Raw genomic sequence first — 13,355 nt, forward strand, 5'->3', positions numbered from 1 at the left:
CCAGGAGGTACGAGCGATGGAACCGGAACCCGTCATTTCCGTCCGCGGAGCCTCGGCGGCCCTCGGCGCCCGGCCCGTCCTCCGGGGCGTCGACCTCACCGTGCGCCGCGGCGAGGTCGTCGCGCTGCTCGGCGCCAACGGCTCCGGCAAGTCCACCGCGGTCCGCTCGGTCATCGGCCAGGTGCCGCTGACGGGCGGCACGATCGAGCTGTTCGGCACCGACCGGAAGCGGTTCCGCGACTGGGCCCGGGTCGGCTACGTGCCGCAGCGCACCACCGCCGCCGGCGGCGTGCCCGCCACGATCCGCGAGGTCGTCTCCTCGGGGCGGCTGTCCCGCAAGAAGCTCGGCTGGCTGTCCAGGGCGGACCGGGCCGCCGTCGAGCGGGCCATCGACCTCGTCGGCCTCGCCGACCGCGCCGGGGACTCCGTCTCCGCGCTCTCCGGCGGCCAGCACCAGCGGGTCCTGATCGCCCGCGCGCTCGCCTCCGAACCGGAACTCCTGATCATGGACGAGCCGATGGCGGGCGTGGACCTCGCGAGCCAGGAGATCCTGGCCGCGACCCTGCGCGAGCAGGTCGCGGGCGGCACCTCGGTCCTCCTCGTCCTGCACGAGCTGGGCCCCCTGGAGCCGCTGATCGACCGGGCGATCGTGCTCCGCGACGGCTGCGTCGTCCACGACGGTCCGCCGCCCGAGGCCGTCGGCCAGCACGCGCTGCCCGGCCACGACCACGTACATCCGCACGCGGCCGGCGAGCCGCTCCGCACGGGACTGCTGAGCTGATCATGGACTTCCTCGAACCGGCCTTCATGCAGCGGGCGCTCCTCGCGGCCGTCCTCGTCGGCATCACCGCCCCCGCCGTCGGCATCTACCTGGTGCAGCGCCGCCAGGCGCTGATGGGCGACGGCATCGGCCATGTCGCCATGACCGGCGTCGGCCTCGGCTTCCTCCTGAACTCCAGCCCGGTCTGGATGGCGACCCTGGTCGCCGTCGTCGGCTCGGTGGCGATGGAGCTGATCAGGGCGTACGGGAAGACCCGCGGCGACCTCGCGCTCGCGCTGCTCTTCTACGGCGGCATGGCGGGCGGCGTCCTGCTGATCAACCTCTCGCCGACCGGCTCCAACGCCAACCTCAGCTCGTACCTCTTCGGCTCGCTCTCCACGGTGTCCACCGAGGACATCACCGCCATCGCGATCCTGGCGGCCTTCGTCGTCCTGGTCACCGTCGGTCTGCGCAGGCAGCTCTTCGCCGTCAGCCAGGACGAGGAGTTCGCCCGGGTCACCGGTCTGCCGGTGCGCGCCCTCAACCTGCTGATCGCGGTCACGGCGGCGGTGACCGTCACGGTCGCCATGCGGGTCGTGGGCCTGCTCCTGGTCAGCGCGCTGATGGTGGTGCCGGTGGCGGCGGCCCAGCAGCTGTCGAAGTCCTTCCGCGCGACCTTCGTCCTGGCGGTGGCGACCGGCATCGTGGTCACCCTGGCGGGCACGGTCACCTCGTACTACCAGGACGTACCGCCCGGCGCGACGATCGTCCTGTACGCGATCGGGGTCTTCATCGTCCTGACCCTCCTCGCCACCCCGCTCGCGAAACGGCGGGCACGGGCGGCGGAGGTGGCCGCGGCCGGGTGCGACGTACCGGTTCCGGCCACCCGGCGGCCGACGGACGACGTGAAGGTCTGATCCGGTCAGGCCTCGGCGCCACGGGAAACTGGCAGAATGGCGGGGGCAGACAAGCATTCAAGGAGGCCCCCGTGGTGACGGCAGGACCCCCCGTACAAGGCCGCTCGACCAAGCAGCGGGCCGCCGTGTCGGCGGCGCTGAACGAGGTGGACGAGTTCCGCAGCGCCCAGGAGCTGCACGACATGCTCAAGCACCGCGGCGACTCGGTCGGCCTCACCACCGTCTACCGCACGCTCCAGTCCCTGGCGGACGCGGGCGAGGTCGACGCGCTGCGCACGAGCGAGGGCGAGACGGTGTACCGCCGCTGCTCGACCGGCGACCACCACCACCACCTGGTCTGCCGCGTCTGCGGCAAGGCCGTGGAGGTGGAGGGCCCGATGGTGGAGCAGTGGGCCGAGACGATCGCCTCGGAGCACGGCTTCGTGAACGTGGCGCACACGGTGGAGATCTTCGGGACGTGCGCGGACTGCGCGGAGAAGTGACCCCGGCGGTGACCTGACATACGAGGGGCCCGCACCGGAGGAATCCGGTGCGGGCCCCTCGTCGTCTCAGGCGTGGGTGATGTTCCGGTCCAGGATCGCCCGCAGCCGGTCGGCGTCGGCCGGGCCGGCGAGCCCGCGCTTGGGCAGGTAGGCGAAGCCGGTGCCGGACTGCTGGGCCGTGAGCAGCACGAAGAGCCGGGGTGTCTCCACGTACCGCGGCAGCAGCCCCCACCGGATCGTGGTCTCCGTGTCCCGGGAGGTCCACCGGGCCCCGTCCTCGCCGACGACGGCCGTGGCGTCGCCCTGGGACCTGATCAGCCGGAAGACGATCCGGGCCGTCAGCCAGGGCTGCGCCTCCGCACAGCCCACGGCGAGGAGGCCGAGCGCCAGCAACAGGGCCGTCGTACCCGGTTCCGGCGAGGGCGGCAGCAGGGCCAGGCCGGCGACCAGGAAGGCGAGCACGCCGCCGCCCCAGGCGGTCCACCGCAGCAGCCGCCACCAGACGGTCGCCCGCAGCCGGACCCGTACGGCCTCCTTCACGTCGCCGAGGTCGGGCGAATAGGCGAGTACGAGCTGTTCGTCCATGGTGATCCCCCCCGGGTTCCGCTCAGGCCTTGTCGAGTACGGCCATGTCGGCCGGGTCGACGCCGCCGAAGCGGCGGTCGCGCTGGGCGAACTCGACGCAGGCCCGCCACAGGTCGCGCCGGTCGAAGTCGGGCCACAGCACGTCCTGGAAGACCATCTCGGCGTACGCGCTCTGCCAGATCAGGTAGTTGGAGGTGCGCTGCTCACCGCTGGGCCGCAGGAAGAGGTCCACGTCCGGCATGTCCGGGTAGTACAGGTACTTCTGGATCGTCTTCTCGGTGATCTTCGCCGGGTCGAGCCGGCCCGCCTTGACGTCCTCGGCCATCGCCTGCGCCGCGTCCGTCAGCTCGGCGCGACCGCCGTAGTTCATGCAGAAGTACAGCGTCAGCTTGGTGTTGTCCTTGGTCTGCTCCTGGGCGACCTGGAGCTCCTTGGCCACCGACTTCCACAGCTTCGGCATGCGGCCCACCCAGCGCACCCGGACGCCGAGCGAGTCGAGCTGGTCGCGGGACTTGCGGATGAAGTCGCGGTTGAAGTTCATCAGGAAGCGGACCTCTTCGGGCGAGCGCTTCCAGTTCTCGGTGGAGAAGGCGTACAGCGAGATCGACCCCACGCCCATCTCGATCGCGCCCTGGAGCACGTCGAGCACCTGCTCGGCGCCGACCTTGTGCCCCTCGGTGCGCGGCAGCCCGCGCTCCTTCGCCCAGCGGCCGTTGCCGTCCATGACGATCGCGACGTGTTCCGGGACCAGCTCCGACTGGAGCTTCGGCGGGTGGGCGCCGGACGGGTGCGGCTCGGGGGTGCTGTACTCCCGACGCTGGCGCCCGAGAAGTCGTGCGATGGCCATGGCGATGGATCTCCTAGCTCTTCTCTACGTACCGCAGGGAGCGCAGGCCGCGCTCCAGGTGCCAGTGCAGATAGGCGGACACGAGCCCACTGCCCTCCCTGACGTGACGCGGCTCGCACGCGTCCGCCGTCTCCCAGTCGCCGGTGAGCAGCGCGCTGAGCAGGCCGATGGCCTCCGCAGAGGGTACGACGCTTCCGGGCACCCGGCAGTCGCCGCAGATGACCCCGCCCGCCCCGACCGAAAAGAACCGGTTCGGCCCGTGAATTCCGCATTTCGCACAGTCCTCGAAGCTCGGCGCGTAGCCGTTCACGGCGAGGGAGCGGAGGAGGAAGGCGTCCAGGATGAGGTGGGGGGCGTGCTCACCCCTGGCGAGGGTCCGCAGACCGCCCACGAGCAGCAGGTACTGCTGTACGGCGGGCTCGCCCTCGTGGTCGGTGAACCGTTCCGCCGTCTCCAGCATCGCGGTGCCGGCGGTGTACCGGGCGTAGTCGGTGACGATGCCGCCGCCGTAGGGGGCGATCGTCTCGCTCTGGGTGCAGAGCGGCAGCCCGCGTCCGACCAGCTCACTCCCCCGGGCGAAGAACTGCACGTCCACGTGCGAGAACGGTTCGAGTCGCGCGCCGAACTTCGACTTGGTCCGCCGGACGCCCCGCGCGACGGCGCGTACGCGTCCGTGACCGCGCGTGAGGATCGTGATGATGCGGTCCGCTTCACCCAGCTTCTGGGTGCGCAGCACGATGCCGTCGTCGCGGAACAGACTCATGGGCCCATTCTCGCGTACGGGAGGAAGGACCCGGACCGGGAGTCGCGGACCGGGCCCTTCCCCGCCCGCGTCAGGACACCTCGCCCCGGCTCCGCGCGTTCACATGCGCGGTGGCCGCGCTCAGCCGCTCGGCCGAGGTGGCCTCCCGTACGTCCTCGGGCTCCACGTCCCACTCGCGCCCGCCACCCAGCGACCGGATCTGGACGTAAGGGCCCTCGTGGCCCATGACCCTTCCGACCCGCCCGGTGCGGATCTCCACGACGTACGACCCGATGGGCAGCGTCATGACCTGCTCTCCTCCTCCGGCAGTAGGGCGGCGGCGAGGAGCCGGGCCGTTTCCACCGTGCAGCGTCCCAATTCGACGAGCGGCCTCGGGGGCTCCGCGGAGAGCGTGACGGCGTCGAGCCCGAGCGAGGGAAGCGTGATTCCCGCCCTGGCGAGCGCCTCGCGCAATTCCGTCACGGCCTCTTGTGCGGCTTCGAGTGTCCCCGTGGTCGTCGTCTTCATGATGTCTTCCTTCACCAACGTATGCCTTTCTGAATCCATTTCCCGCTTCGCCTCACCAGGGTGGCGGCGGATCCGTAGAATCGGCAGACGCGCAGGCCGTACAACTGCGGCGCAGGCTCGGGGAGTTAGTTCATTACTAAAGGAGGCGCAGGACGGGGCTCCCCGGGGGAACCGGGTGCACGGGTGTTCGTTTCGGGCGTGTACATCGGCCTGTTCGAGCAGTGAATTCGAAAGCCGCGGCGGGATGCGGTGATGAGAATCGACGAGTCCTACAAACCGGCGGTATTTTCGAACGAACCCGGCGCAGACTCATCAACAAGTCGCCGTACGCGCCCTATTTCCATCGGGGACGCTCCCCGATGATCCGGCGGTGGTGAAGCGTGCACAGCCCGCACGTCGTCACCCTGCGGAACCAACCGGCCACTTATCGCTAGGATCTCGGGCGTTGCCGCCGCACTCGCGCGGTGGACCGAGACAAGGGCATCGCCATGGCCATCATCGTCACCTTCGAGTTCCCCGGCGCCGGACAGGAGCTCTACGACGCGGTCATCGACCGCATGACCGGAGGGCAGGGCTTCACGCGGTTCGCGGACGTCTCGAACCCGGGCCTGATCTCCCACGCGGCGGGGCCGTCCGAGAGCGGTTTCCGGGTGACGGAGGTCTGGGAGAGCACGGAGGCGCTCGAAGCCCACGCGAAGGCCTTCGGCCCGGTCCTGGCCGACCTCGGCCGGGCGGACATCCAGCCCACGATCATCCCGGCGTACAACGTCGTCGTCGGCTAGGGACGGTCCGGGCAGCCGCCGCGAGTGCCGTGCGGCGCGGCTCCGCCCGCCTCCGCGAGGGCGCCCACGTGCGGCCCATAATGGCGCTGATGGCCCCGGTCGGCCGCGGCCTGGCGGGCGGCGGGCCCTTCGGGATCGGGTGGCCGGCCGCCGAAACGCTCACCGGCTGACCGGACACCACCGGATCGCCCGCACGACGCACAGGCGGACTTATGGAAGTCATAAGTCCGCCTTATGGGTTCATAGACCAGGGTCGGGTACCGGTCCGCGTCCGGCATTATTTAGGGTGGCCTAAGTGTCGGCGGCTTCGCCGCCACCTCGCTTGCGAAGGGAAACCCAGTCATGCCCCGCCCCCTCCGGGTCGCGATCGTCGGCGCCGGCCCCGCCGGAATCTACGCCGCCGATGCGCTGCTGAAGTCCGAGGCCGCCGCCGAGCCGGGTGTGTCCATCGACCTCTTCGAGCGGATGCCGGCCCCCTTCGGTCTCATCCGCTACGGCGTGGCCCCCGACCACCCCCGCATCAAGGGCATCGTCAACGCCCTCCACCAGGTCCTCGACAAGCCGCAGGTCCGCCTCTTCGGCAACATCGACTACGGCACCGACGTGCACCTCGACGACCTGCGCGCCTTCTACGACGCGGTGATCTTCTCGACCGGCGCCATGGCCGACCGCCCGCTGGGCATCCCGGGCGTGGAGCTGGACGGCTCGTACGGCGCCGCCGACTTCGCCTCCTGGTACGACGGCCACCCCGACGTCCCGCGCACCTGGCCGCTCGAAGCGGAGAAGGTGGCCGTCCTCGGCGTCGGCAACGTGGCGCTCGACATCGCCCGCATCCTCGCCAAGACCGCCGACGAGCTGCTGCCGACGGAGATCCCGGCCAACGTCCACGACGGCCTCAAGGCCAACAAGGCCGTCGAGATCCACGTCTTCGGGCGCCGCGGACCGGCCCAGGCGAAGTTCAGCCCCATGGAGCTGCGCGAGCTGGACCACTCCCCCACCATCGAGGTCATCGTCAACCCCGAGGACATCGACTACGACGAGGGCTCGATCGCCGAGCGGCGCAAGAACAAGCAGACCGACATGGTCGCCAAGACCCTGGAGAACTGGGCGATCCGCGATGTCGGCGACCGCCCGCACAAGCTCTTCCTGCACTTCTTCGAGTCGCCCGTCGAGATCCTCGGCGAGGACGGCCGGGTCGTCGGCCTGCGCACCGAGCGCACCGAGCTGGACGGCACCGGGAACGTGAAGGGCACCGGCACGACCACCGACTGGGACGTCCAGTCCGTCTACCGCGCCGTCGGCTACCTCTCCGACGAACTGCCCAAGCTGCCCTGGGACACCACCACCGGCACCCTCCCGGACGAGGGCGGCCGGGTCGTCGAGGAGACCGGCGAGCACATGGACTCCACCTACTGCACCGGCTGGATCCGGCGCGGCCCGGTCGGCCTCATCGGCCACACCAAGGGCGACGCCAACGAGACCGTCGCGAACCTCCTGGACGACTTCGCGAACGGGCGGCTGCTCACCCCGGACACCCCGGAGGAGGACGCGGTCGTGTCCTTCCTGGAGAGCCGGGGCCTCACGTACACGACGTGGGAGGGCTGGTACGCCCTGGACGCCGCCGAGAAGGCGCTCGGCGAGCCGCAGGGCCGCGAGCGCGTGAAGATCGTCGAGCGCGAGGACATGCTGCGCGCGAGCGGCGCGATCGAGTAGGTCCTTCACGACGAGCCCACGCCCCTTCCCGGTCCTACCCTGAAATGGACCGGGAAGGGGCGTGAGCCATGTCCGCACCCACCATGCACGGCCCGCACGCGGCCGACGCGGTCGCACGCGCGCGTGACGCGGCCTCCCGTGAGGCCTGGGCCGAGGCGTACGCGCTGCTCCACGCGCACGACCGCCACCCGTCGCGCGGCCTGACCGCGGACGACCTCTCCGTCCTCGCCGACGCCGCCTGGTGGTCCGGACACGTCGAGGAGTCCGTCACCGCCCGGCTGCGGGCGCACGCCGCCCATGTCGCCGCCCAGGACCACCGGGGCGCCGGGCTGGCCGCCTGGTGGCTGTCGGAGGAGTACCGGGGCCTCGGACGGCCCGCGGCGGCGGCCGGCTGGCTGCATCGGGCGGGGCACCATCTGGAGGACCTGCCGGACTGCCCCGAGCAGTGCTATCTCGCCTGGACGGCGGCCGAGGAGGCCGAGGCCCGGGGCGACCCCGGGGCCGCGCTCGGCTCGGCCCGCCGTGCGACGGATCTGGCCCTGCGCTCCGGCAGCCCCGATCTGCTGGCCCTCGGCCTCCAGGCCGAGTCGGGCGCGCTGCTCTCGGCCGGCCGCAGGACCGAGGCGCTCGCCCTCCTGGACGAGGCGATGCGGATGGTGGCGGCGGGAGAGCTGAGCGGCATGTTCACGGGCCGCCTGTACGAGCTGGCCCTCACCCAGTGCATGGAGACGGCGGCCCTCGGCCGGGCGGTGGAATGGACGAACGCGGCGATGGAGTGGTGCGCGCCGCCGTGGTCGGGACGACGGCCGGAGGAGGACGGCCTCATGGCGGACGGCCTTCCGGCCAACGGCTTCCCGGCCGACGGCTTCCCGGCCGACGCGCCCGTGCCGTCCATGGCCGTGCCCGCCGGCGAGAACCCCTTCCGGGGGGTCTGCCGGGCCCGTCGGGCCGAGGTGCTCGACCTCCTCGGCGCCTGGGCGCTCGCCGAGGCCGAGGCACGGCAGGCCTGCCGGGAAGTGCCCGTGGACAGGCTGGAGGCCGCCGCCGCCGCGTGCTACACCGCCGGTGAGGTCCAGCGGCGCCAGGGCCGTACGGACGCCGCCGCCGTCTCGTACGGGCACGCCCACGACCTGGGCCGCGTCCCGCAGCCGGGCCTCGCCCTGCTGCGCCTCGCGCAGGGCCGGACCGACGCGGCCGTCGCGGGCATCGAACTCGCCCTGGCCCACCACGGCACGGCCGGCCGTGACCTGCTGGGCCGGGCCCGGCTGCTCGCCGCCCGTACCGAAGTGGCGCTCGCCGTCGACGACATGCCGGGGGCGGCGGAGGCGGCGGCCGAACTGGACGCCCTCGCCGGGGACGTACCGCTGCCGCGTGCCCTCGCCGACACGGCGCTCGGCTCGGTCGCACCGCCCCGGGAGGCCCGGGAGGTGCTGCGGCGGGCCCTCGCGGGCTGGCGGGAGCTGCGCGTGCCGTACGAGGCCGCTCGGGTACGGACGCTGCTCGCGGTCGCCCACCGGGCGATGGGCGACGAAGCGGAGGCGCGCAGGGAGCTGGGCGCCGCGCGGGCCCTGTTCGAACGGCTCGGAGCCGTACCGGACGCCCGGCGCGCGACGATGCTCGGCGCCGCCGGAGCGGTACGGCGCTGAGGGCCGGGCCCCTACGCCACGGTCCTGGCCGAGGCCAGGAGCCGGGTCACGTCGTCGGGGGTGAGCGCGAGCGCGTTGCCGACGGTGCCGAGGACCTCGCGCTCGGACGGGCTGTAGGCGCCGTCCGCGAGGGCGATCCGGGCGGCCTGGACGAGGATCGACTCCCGCCCCGAGGGCGCCAGGTGCGGAGTGAGCGGCTCCAGGGCCTCGTGCAGCTCGATCGCGAGGAGCGCCCCCTCGGGGTTCACCTCGGGCATGAACCGCCCGGTGTCGGCCTCCAGGGCCTCGACGAGGTCGACGAGCTGGACGGCCGTGCAGTCCGCGAAGCCGGCGGACCGGACCGCGTGGACGGCCCGGTCCAGGACCTTGCGGGAGTCGGTGCCGCCGGCCGCGAGCACGGCCAGGGCGACGGTGTGCACCGCGTCCCGCAGCATCGCGGAGAAACGGCTCGTCGTCGGGTGGTCGAGCACCTCCGTGCCGAAGTGCGTGTGACAGGCCGCGCACTCGACGACGGGGCCCGTACAGCCCCGGGGCAGGACGGGGACCCCGAGGACGGCGAACCTGCGGCGGCCGGTGCGCCGCCGGTAGTTGCGGTCGCCCCCGCACTCCTCGCAGAAGAACTCGCCGTCTCCGACGGTGTTCCAGGAGGTACGGATTCCGCAGACGCCCACTTTCCCACCACGTGAATTCCGGGCAGACCGCACACGCACCTCCTCAACGGCCCGGCTGCACTGCCGGCGTTGGCGTGATGTTAGCCACATCCTTGATGTGGCGTCAGCACCCCGTCAGGAGTTCACTCAGGAGTTGGCCGAGACACGACACGCTTCCGGAATCGGTCAGGAGGCGCGGCGACGGCGCTTTGCGAAGGCCAGGAAGCCTCCGCCGACGAGGACGGCGCCCGCGGCGGCGCCGATCGCGCCCGGTCCGATGGCCGAACCGGTCGTCGCGAGATCACCCTCCGGGGTGGCGGACGGCGCCGGGGTCGGCGTCGCCGCCGGGGCGGTGGTGGCCTCACCCGGGCCGGCCGGGGTGGACGGGGAGGCGGAGCCGCCCGGCGTCGACGGCGTCGCGCCGGGAGTGGAGCCGCCCTCGCTGGGGGTGGGCTCGGGGGTGGCCGGCGGGGTGGGGACGGGGGTGTCGGTCGGCTTCGGGGTCTCCGGGGTGACGACCGGGCCCGGCGTCTTCTCCCCCGGCAGGCAGCCGGTGAAGTTCATCTGGTGGGTCTCGGCGCCGGGGACGGTGACGAGCTCCTCGGCGACGACGGAGCCGTTGACGTGGCCGGGGCCGACGTTCTTCCCGCCCATCTCGACCTTGGCGTTCGGCGCGAAGATCGTGCCGGGCCACGAGGTGTAGTTCTTCTTCACGCTCTCGGCCTGCGGGAAGTTCCACAGCAGCTTGGAGCGGATCTGCCGGTACTCGTCGCGCGGCACCGCGTAGTCGTCGACGACAGGGGCGCCGCCGTCGAGGTTCTTGTAGTAGACGCCGTAGGTGGCCGAGGTGCTCATGTCGTACGAGGTGCCGAGCACGTTCACCAGGGTCGAGGAGCCGACCGGGACGTCCAGGGTGATCGCGCGGAACTTCTCCAGGTCGGCGGCGTTCACGGCGAAGACATTGAGCCTCGGGTCGGTGCCCGTGAGGAAGATGCCGTCACCGGAGGAGGCGACCGTGCCGTTGGGCTCCGTCGCGGCCCAGCCGGTGGACAGCGCCCGCAGGTTCGTGAACTCCTTGCCGAAGTCGACCGGAGAGGCGCCCTCCGCGACCTTGCCGCCGTCGACGCCGAAGCCCTGACCCGGGGTGGAGCGGTCGACGACCTTGCCGGCTATGCCGGTGCCGTTGTCCAGGACGACCTGGTTCGCGTAGAGCGTGCCGCCGACGACGAGGCTGCGCCCGCCCGGCAGCTTGGCGAGGTCGGCGCCGGTGAGCTTGTGGCCGATGGAGAAGCCGGAGGGCTGCTTCGGGTCGCCGAAGTACGCGTCGCCGCCGACCGCGACCGCGCCCTCGGAGTCCGAGTGGCGGGTGGAGTCCTTCTCGACGAACTCGGCGTACAGACCGGCCGTGCCCAGCGGTTGCGCCACGCACTCGGCGGTGGCGGCGGAGCCGACGGCGGAAGCGGCGGGGGCCCAGGCGAGGGCGGCGCCGGTCACCGCGAGAACGGTGGCCACGGCAGCGGTCGTACGCATGCGGAACTCCAGGTCAGGGAGGTGCGAAGGGGGCGCGTGGGGGGTGTGTCCGAGGGGACGCGTTGACCTTCCGCCATTCCCTGATGTGCCGTCAACTCATCCGATATGCCATTGATTCCGGCATAGCCGGATGACCTTCCTTAAGCGAACCTGAAACAGTGATGCAGCTCACATGGCGGCTCACATGGCAGCCCGTATACGAGACCGCCCCGCCCCTTCGGAAAGGGGCGGGGCGGCAGGGGTCCGAGCGGGTCGGCAGGGCTTCGCGCGGGTCAGCGGGCGGAGCGGTTGACCGCCGAGATGACCGCCTTCAGGGAGGCGCGGGTCGTGTTGGCGTCGATGCCGATGCCCCACAGGACCTGGCCGTCGATGGCGCACTCGATGTACGAGGCGGCCTGCGCGGAGGCGCCCTCGCTCATCGTGTGCTCCTGGTAGTCCAGCAGGCGGGCGTCCACGCCGATGCCCTGCAGCGCGGCGAAGAAGGCCGAGATCGGGCCGTTGCCGGAGCCCGTCAGGACGGTGTCGGCGCCGTCCACGACCGCCTCGACGGTCAGCGTGTCCGTGCCGTCGGTGTCGGAGGTGGTCTGGCCGGAGCGCAGCTGGATCCGTCCCCAGCGAGCCGCGGCGTCCTCCGGGTTCGGCAGGTACTCGTCCTGGAAGACGGCCCAGATCGCGGCCGGCGTGACCTCGCCGCCCTCGGTGTCCGTCTTCTGCTGGATGATCCTCGAGAACTCGATCTGCATCCGGCGGGGCAGGTCCAGCTTGTGGTCGTTCTTCAGGACGTACGCGATGCCGCCCTTGCCGGACTGCGAGTTGACCCGGATGACGGCCTCGTAGGAGCGGCCGACGTCCTTCGGGTCGATCGGCAGGTACGGCACCGCCCACTCGATCTCGTCGACGGTCCTGCCCGCGGCGGCCGCGTCGGCCTCCATCGCGTCGAAGCCCTTCTTGATGGCGTCCTGGTGGGAGCCGGAGAAGGCGGTGTAGACCAGGTCGCCCGCGTAGGGGTGGCGCGGGTGGACCTCCATCTGGTTGCAGTACTCGCTGGTCCGGCGGATCTCGTCGATCTGCGAGAAGTCGATCTGCGGGTCGACGCCCTGGCTGAACAGGTTCATGCCCAGGGTCACCAGGTCGACGTTGCCGGTGCGCTCGCCCTGGCCGAACAGGCAGCCCTCGATGCGGTCGGCGCCCGCCATGATCGCCAGCTCGGCCGCCGCCACCGCCGTACCGCGGTCGTTGTGCGGGTGGACCGACAGGCAGACGTGCTCGCGGCGGGTCAGGTTCCGGGACATCCACTCGAAGCGGTCCGCGTGCGTGGACGGCGTCGAACGCTCCACGGTGGCGGGCAGGTTCAGGATGATCTCGCGGCCCGGACCGGGCTGCCAGACGTCGCAGACCGCCTCGCAGACCTCCAGGGCGAAGTCCAGCTCGGTGTCGGTGAAGATCTCGGGGCTGTACTGGTAGCCGAAGGTCGTCCGCTCGTCGAGCAGCTTCTCCGCGTACTCCATCACCAGCCGCGTGCCGTCCACGGCGATCTGCTTGATCTGCTCCTTCGAGCCGCGGAAGACGACACGGCGGAAGGTGGGCGCGGTCGCGTTGTACAGGTGGACGGTGGCGCGCCTGGCGCCGACCAGGGACTCCACGGTCCGCTCGATCAGGTCCTCGCGGGCCTGGGTCAGTACGGAGATGGTGACGTCGTCCGGGATCGCGCCGTCCTCGATGATCGAGCGCACGAACGCGAAGTCGGTCTCGCCGGAGGACGGGAAGCCGACCTCGATCTCCTTGTAGCCCATGCGGACCAGCAGGTCGAACATCTCGCGCTTGCGCGCCGGGGACATCGGGTCGATCAGGGCCTGGTTGCCGTCACGCAGGTCGGTGGACAGCCAGCGGGGCGCCGTGGTGATGCGCTGCTCGGGCCAGGTGCGGTCGGGGATCTCCACGGCCTCGTACCGGCCGTACTTGTGGATCGGCATCCCGGACGGCTTCTGCAGCTGCGTCGCGTTGGTGACCGGCGTGGGGCGGCTGACGAACGGGGACTGGGTCATTGCGTTGAGCTCCTCGGGTCCAGCAAGAAGGACGGCCGACTGTCGAACGCAACACCAGGTCCCGCGGGGAGGGGGTCGGCCTACGACTACAGGCCCTCGCCGCGGCGGCTAAGGAGAAGCAGCCCGAA

General features: G+C 71.6%; 14 protein-coding genes. 6 read left to right on the forward strand and 8 right to left on the reverse strand.

Annotated elements, in window-relative coordinates:
• Positions 1-16: 16 nt before the first annotated feature.
• The 3 genes from V4Y03_RS10230 to V4Y03_RS10240 all read left to right on the forward strand — a co-directional run bounded on the left by V4Y03_RS10230 (position 17) and on the right by V4Y03_RS10240 (position 2,159).
• Complete coding sequence (locus tag V4Y03_RS10230; RefSeq protein ID WP_317874159.1) at positions 17-781, forward strand: metal ABC transporter ATP-binding protein; 765 nt, start codon at positions 17-19, stop codon at positions 779-781.
• A gap of 2 nt (positions 782-783) precedes the next feature.
• Positions 784-1,677 (forward strand): metal ABC transporter permease, encoded by an 894-nt coding sequence (locus V4Y03_RS10235; protein WP_332434716.1) that lies wholly within the window; start codon positions 784-786, stop codon positions 1,675-1,677.
• Between the two features lie 71 nt (positions 1,678-1,748).
• Positions 1,749-2,159 carry a Fur family transcriptional regulator gene (locus V4Y03_RS10240; protein WP_317874157.1) on the forward strand — a complete coding sequence of 137 codons (411 nt, stop codon included), beginning with the start codon at positions 1,749-1,751 and terminating at the stop codon, positions 2,157-2,159.
• A gap of 66 nt (positions 2,160-2,225) precedes the next feature.
• On the opposite strand, the gene V4Y03_RS10245 is transcribed toward V4Y03_RS10240, so the two are convergent.
• The 5 genes from V4Y03_RS10245 to V4Y03_RS10265 form a co-directional block, all read right to left on the reverse strand.
• Positions 2,226-2,744, reverse strand: coding sequence for a YcxB family protein (locus V4Y03_RS10245; protein WP_317874156.1), 519 nt, complete (start codon positions 2,742-2,744; stop codon positions 2,226-2,228).
• Positions 2,745-2,766: 22 nt separating this feature from the next.
• Positions 2,767-3,591, reverse strand: a complete 825-nt coding sequence (locus V4Y03_RS10250) for an isoprenyl transferase (RefSeq protein WP_317874155.1) — start codon at positions 3,589-3,591, stop codon at positions 2,767-2,769.
• Positions 3,592-3,604: 13 nt separating this feature from the next.
• The gene (gene recO, locus V4Y03_RS10255) at positions 3,605-4,354 is read right to left on the reverse strand and encodes a DNA repair protein RecO (RefSeq protein WP_317874154.1); all 750 of its coding nucleotides are present in this window, start codon (positions 4,352-4,354) and stop codon (positions 3,605-3,607) included.
• Between the two features lie 70 nt (positions 4,355-4,424).
• Positions 4,425-4,640 carry a hypothetical protein gene (locus tag V4Y03_RS10260; RefSeq protein ID WP_317874153.1) on the reverse strand — a complete coding sequence of 72 codons (216 nt, stop codon included), beginning with the start codon at positions 4,638-4,640 and terminating at the stop codon, positions 4,425-4,427.
• Positions 4,637-4,861 (reverse strand): hypothetical protein, encoded by a 225-nt coding sequence (locus V4Y03_RS10265; protein ID WP_332434717.1) that lies wholly within the window; start codon positions 4,859-4,861, stop codon positions 4,637-4,639. The genes V4Y03_RS10260 and V4Y03_RS10265 overlap by 4 nt, the downstream gene beginning before the upstream one ends.
• A 464-nt stretch (positions 4,862-5,325) precedes the next feature.
• Between V4Y03_RS10265 and V4Y03_RS10270 the strand changes: the two genes are divergently transcribed.
• From V4Y03_RS10270 to V4Y03_RS10280, 3 genes are all read left to right on the forward strand, one after another.
• Positions 5,326-5,643, forward strand: coding sequence for a hypothetical protein (locus tag V4Y03_RS10270; RefSeq protein WP_332434718.1), 318 nt, complete (start codon positions 5,326-5,328; stop codon positions 5,641-5,643).
• 342 nt (positions 5,644-5,985) lie between these two features.
• A complete protein-coding gene (locus V4Y03_RS10275; RefSeq protein WP_317874150.1) occupies positions 5,986-7,356 on the forward strand; it encodes an FAD-dependent oxidoreductase in 1,371 nt (456 codons plus the stop codon).
• Between the two features lie 68 nt (positions 7,357-7,424).
• Positions 7,425-9,002 (forward strand): LuxR family transcriptional regulator, encoded by a 1,578-nt coding sequence (locus V4Y03_RS10280; protein ID WP_332434719.1) that lies wholly within the window; start codon positions 7,425-7,427, stop codon positions 9,000-9,002.
• A gap of 11 nt (positions 9,003-9,013) precedes the next feature.
• On the opposite strand, the gene V4Y03_RS10285 is transcribed toward V4Y03_RS10280, so the two are convergent.
• From V4Y03_RS10285 to leuA, 3 genes are all read right to left on the reverse strand, one after another.
• The gene (locus V4Y03_RS10285; protein ID WP_317879098.1) at positions 9,014-9,706 is read right to left on the reverse strand and encodes a TerB family tellurite resistance protein; all 693 of its coding nucleotides are present in this window, start codon (positions 9,704-9,706) and stop codon (positions 9,014-9,016) included.
• Between the two features lie 132 nt (positions 9,707-9,838).
• On the reverse strand, positions 9,839-11,182 hold the full coding sequence (locus V4Y03_RS10290) for a choice-of-anchor A family protein (RefSeq protein WP_332434720.1): 1,344 nt from the start codon (positions 11,180-11,182) through the stop codon (positions 9,839-9,841).
• Positions 11,183-11,454: 272 nt separating this feature from the next.
• Positions 11,455-13,227: a 2-isopropylmalate synthase gene (gene leuA, locus V4Y03_RS10295; protein WP_317878619.1), complete on the reverse strand. Its 1,773-nt coding sequence runs from the start codon at positions 13,225-13,227 to the stop codon at positions 11,455-11,457.
• Positions 13,228-13,355 lie beyond the last annotated feature (128 nt).

The organism is Streptomyces sp. P9-A4, from assembly GCF_036634195.1.
GTDB lineage: Bacteria > Actinomycetota > Actinomycetes > Streptomycetales > Streptomycetaceae > Streptomyces.

Coding starts and splice junctions, on each gene's coding strand:
- V4Y03_RS10230 (WP_317874159.1), top strand. CDS start 17: ATGGAACCGGAACCCGTCATTTCCGTCCGCGGAGCCTCGGCGGCCCTC.
- V4Y03_RS10235 (WP_332434716.1), top strand. CDS start 784: ATGGACTTCCTCGAACCGGCCTTCATGCAGCGGGCGCTCCTCGCGGCC.
- V4Y03_RS10245 (WP_317874156.1), bottom strand. CDS start 2,744: ATGGACGAACAGCTCGTACTCGCCTATTCGCCCGACCTCGGCGACGTG.
- V4Y03_RS10250 (WP_317874155.1), bottom strand. CDS start 3,591: ATGGCCATCGCACGACTTCTCGGGCGCCAGCGTCGGGAGTACAGCACC.
- recO (WP_317874154.1), bottom strand. CDS start 4,354: ATGAGTCTGTTCCGCGACGACGGCATCGTGCTGCGCACCCAGAAGCTG.
- V4Y03_RS10260 (WP_317874153.1), bottom strand. CDS start 4,640: ATGACGCTGCCCATCGGGTCGTACGTCGTGGAGATCCGCACCGGGCGG.
- V4Y03_RS10265 (WP_332434717.1), bottom strand. CDS start 4,861: ATGAAGACGACGACCACGGGGACACTCGAAGCCGCACAAGAGGCCGTG.
- V4Y03_RS10275 (WP_317874150.1), top strand. CDS start 5,986: ATGCCCCGCCCCCTCCGGGTCGCGATCGTCGGCGCCGGCCCCGCCGGA.
- V4Y03_RS10280 (WP_332434719.1), top strand. CDS start 7,425: ATGTCCGCACCCACCATGCACGGCCCGCACGCGGCCGACGCGGTCGCA.
- V4Y03_RS10290 (WP_332434720.1), bottom strand. CDS start 11,182: ATGCGTACGACCGCTGCCGTGGCCACCGTTCTCGCGGTGACCGGCGCC.
- leuA (WP_317878619.1), bottom strand. CDS start 13,227: ATGACCCAGTCCCCGTTCGTCAGCCGCCCCACGCCGGTCACCAACGCG.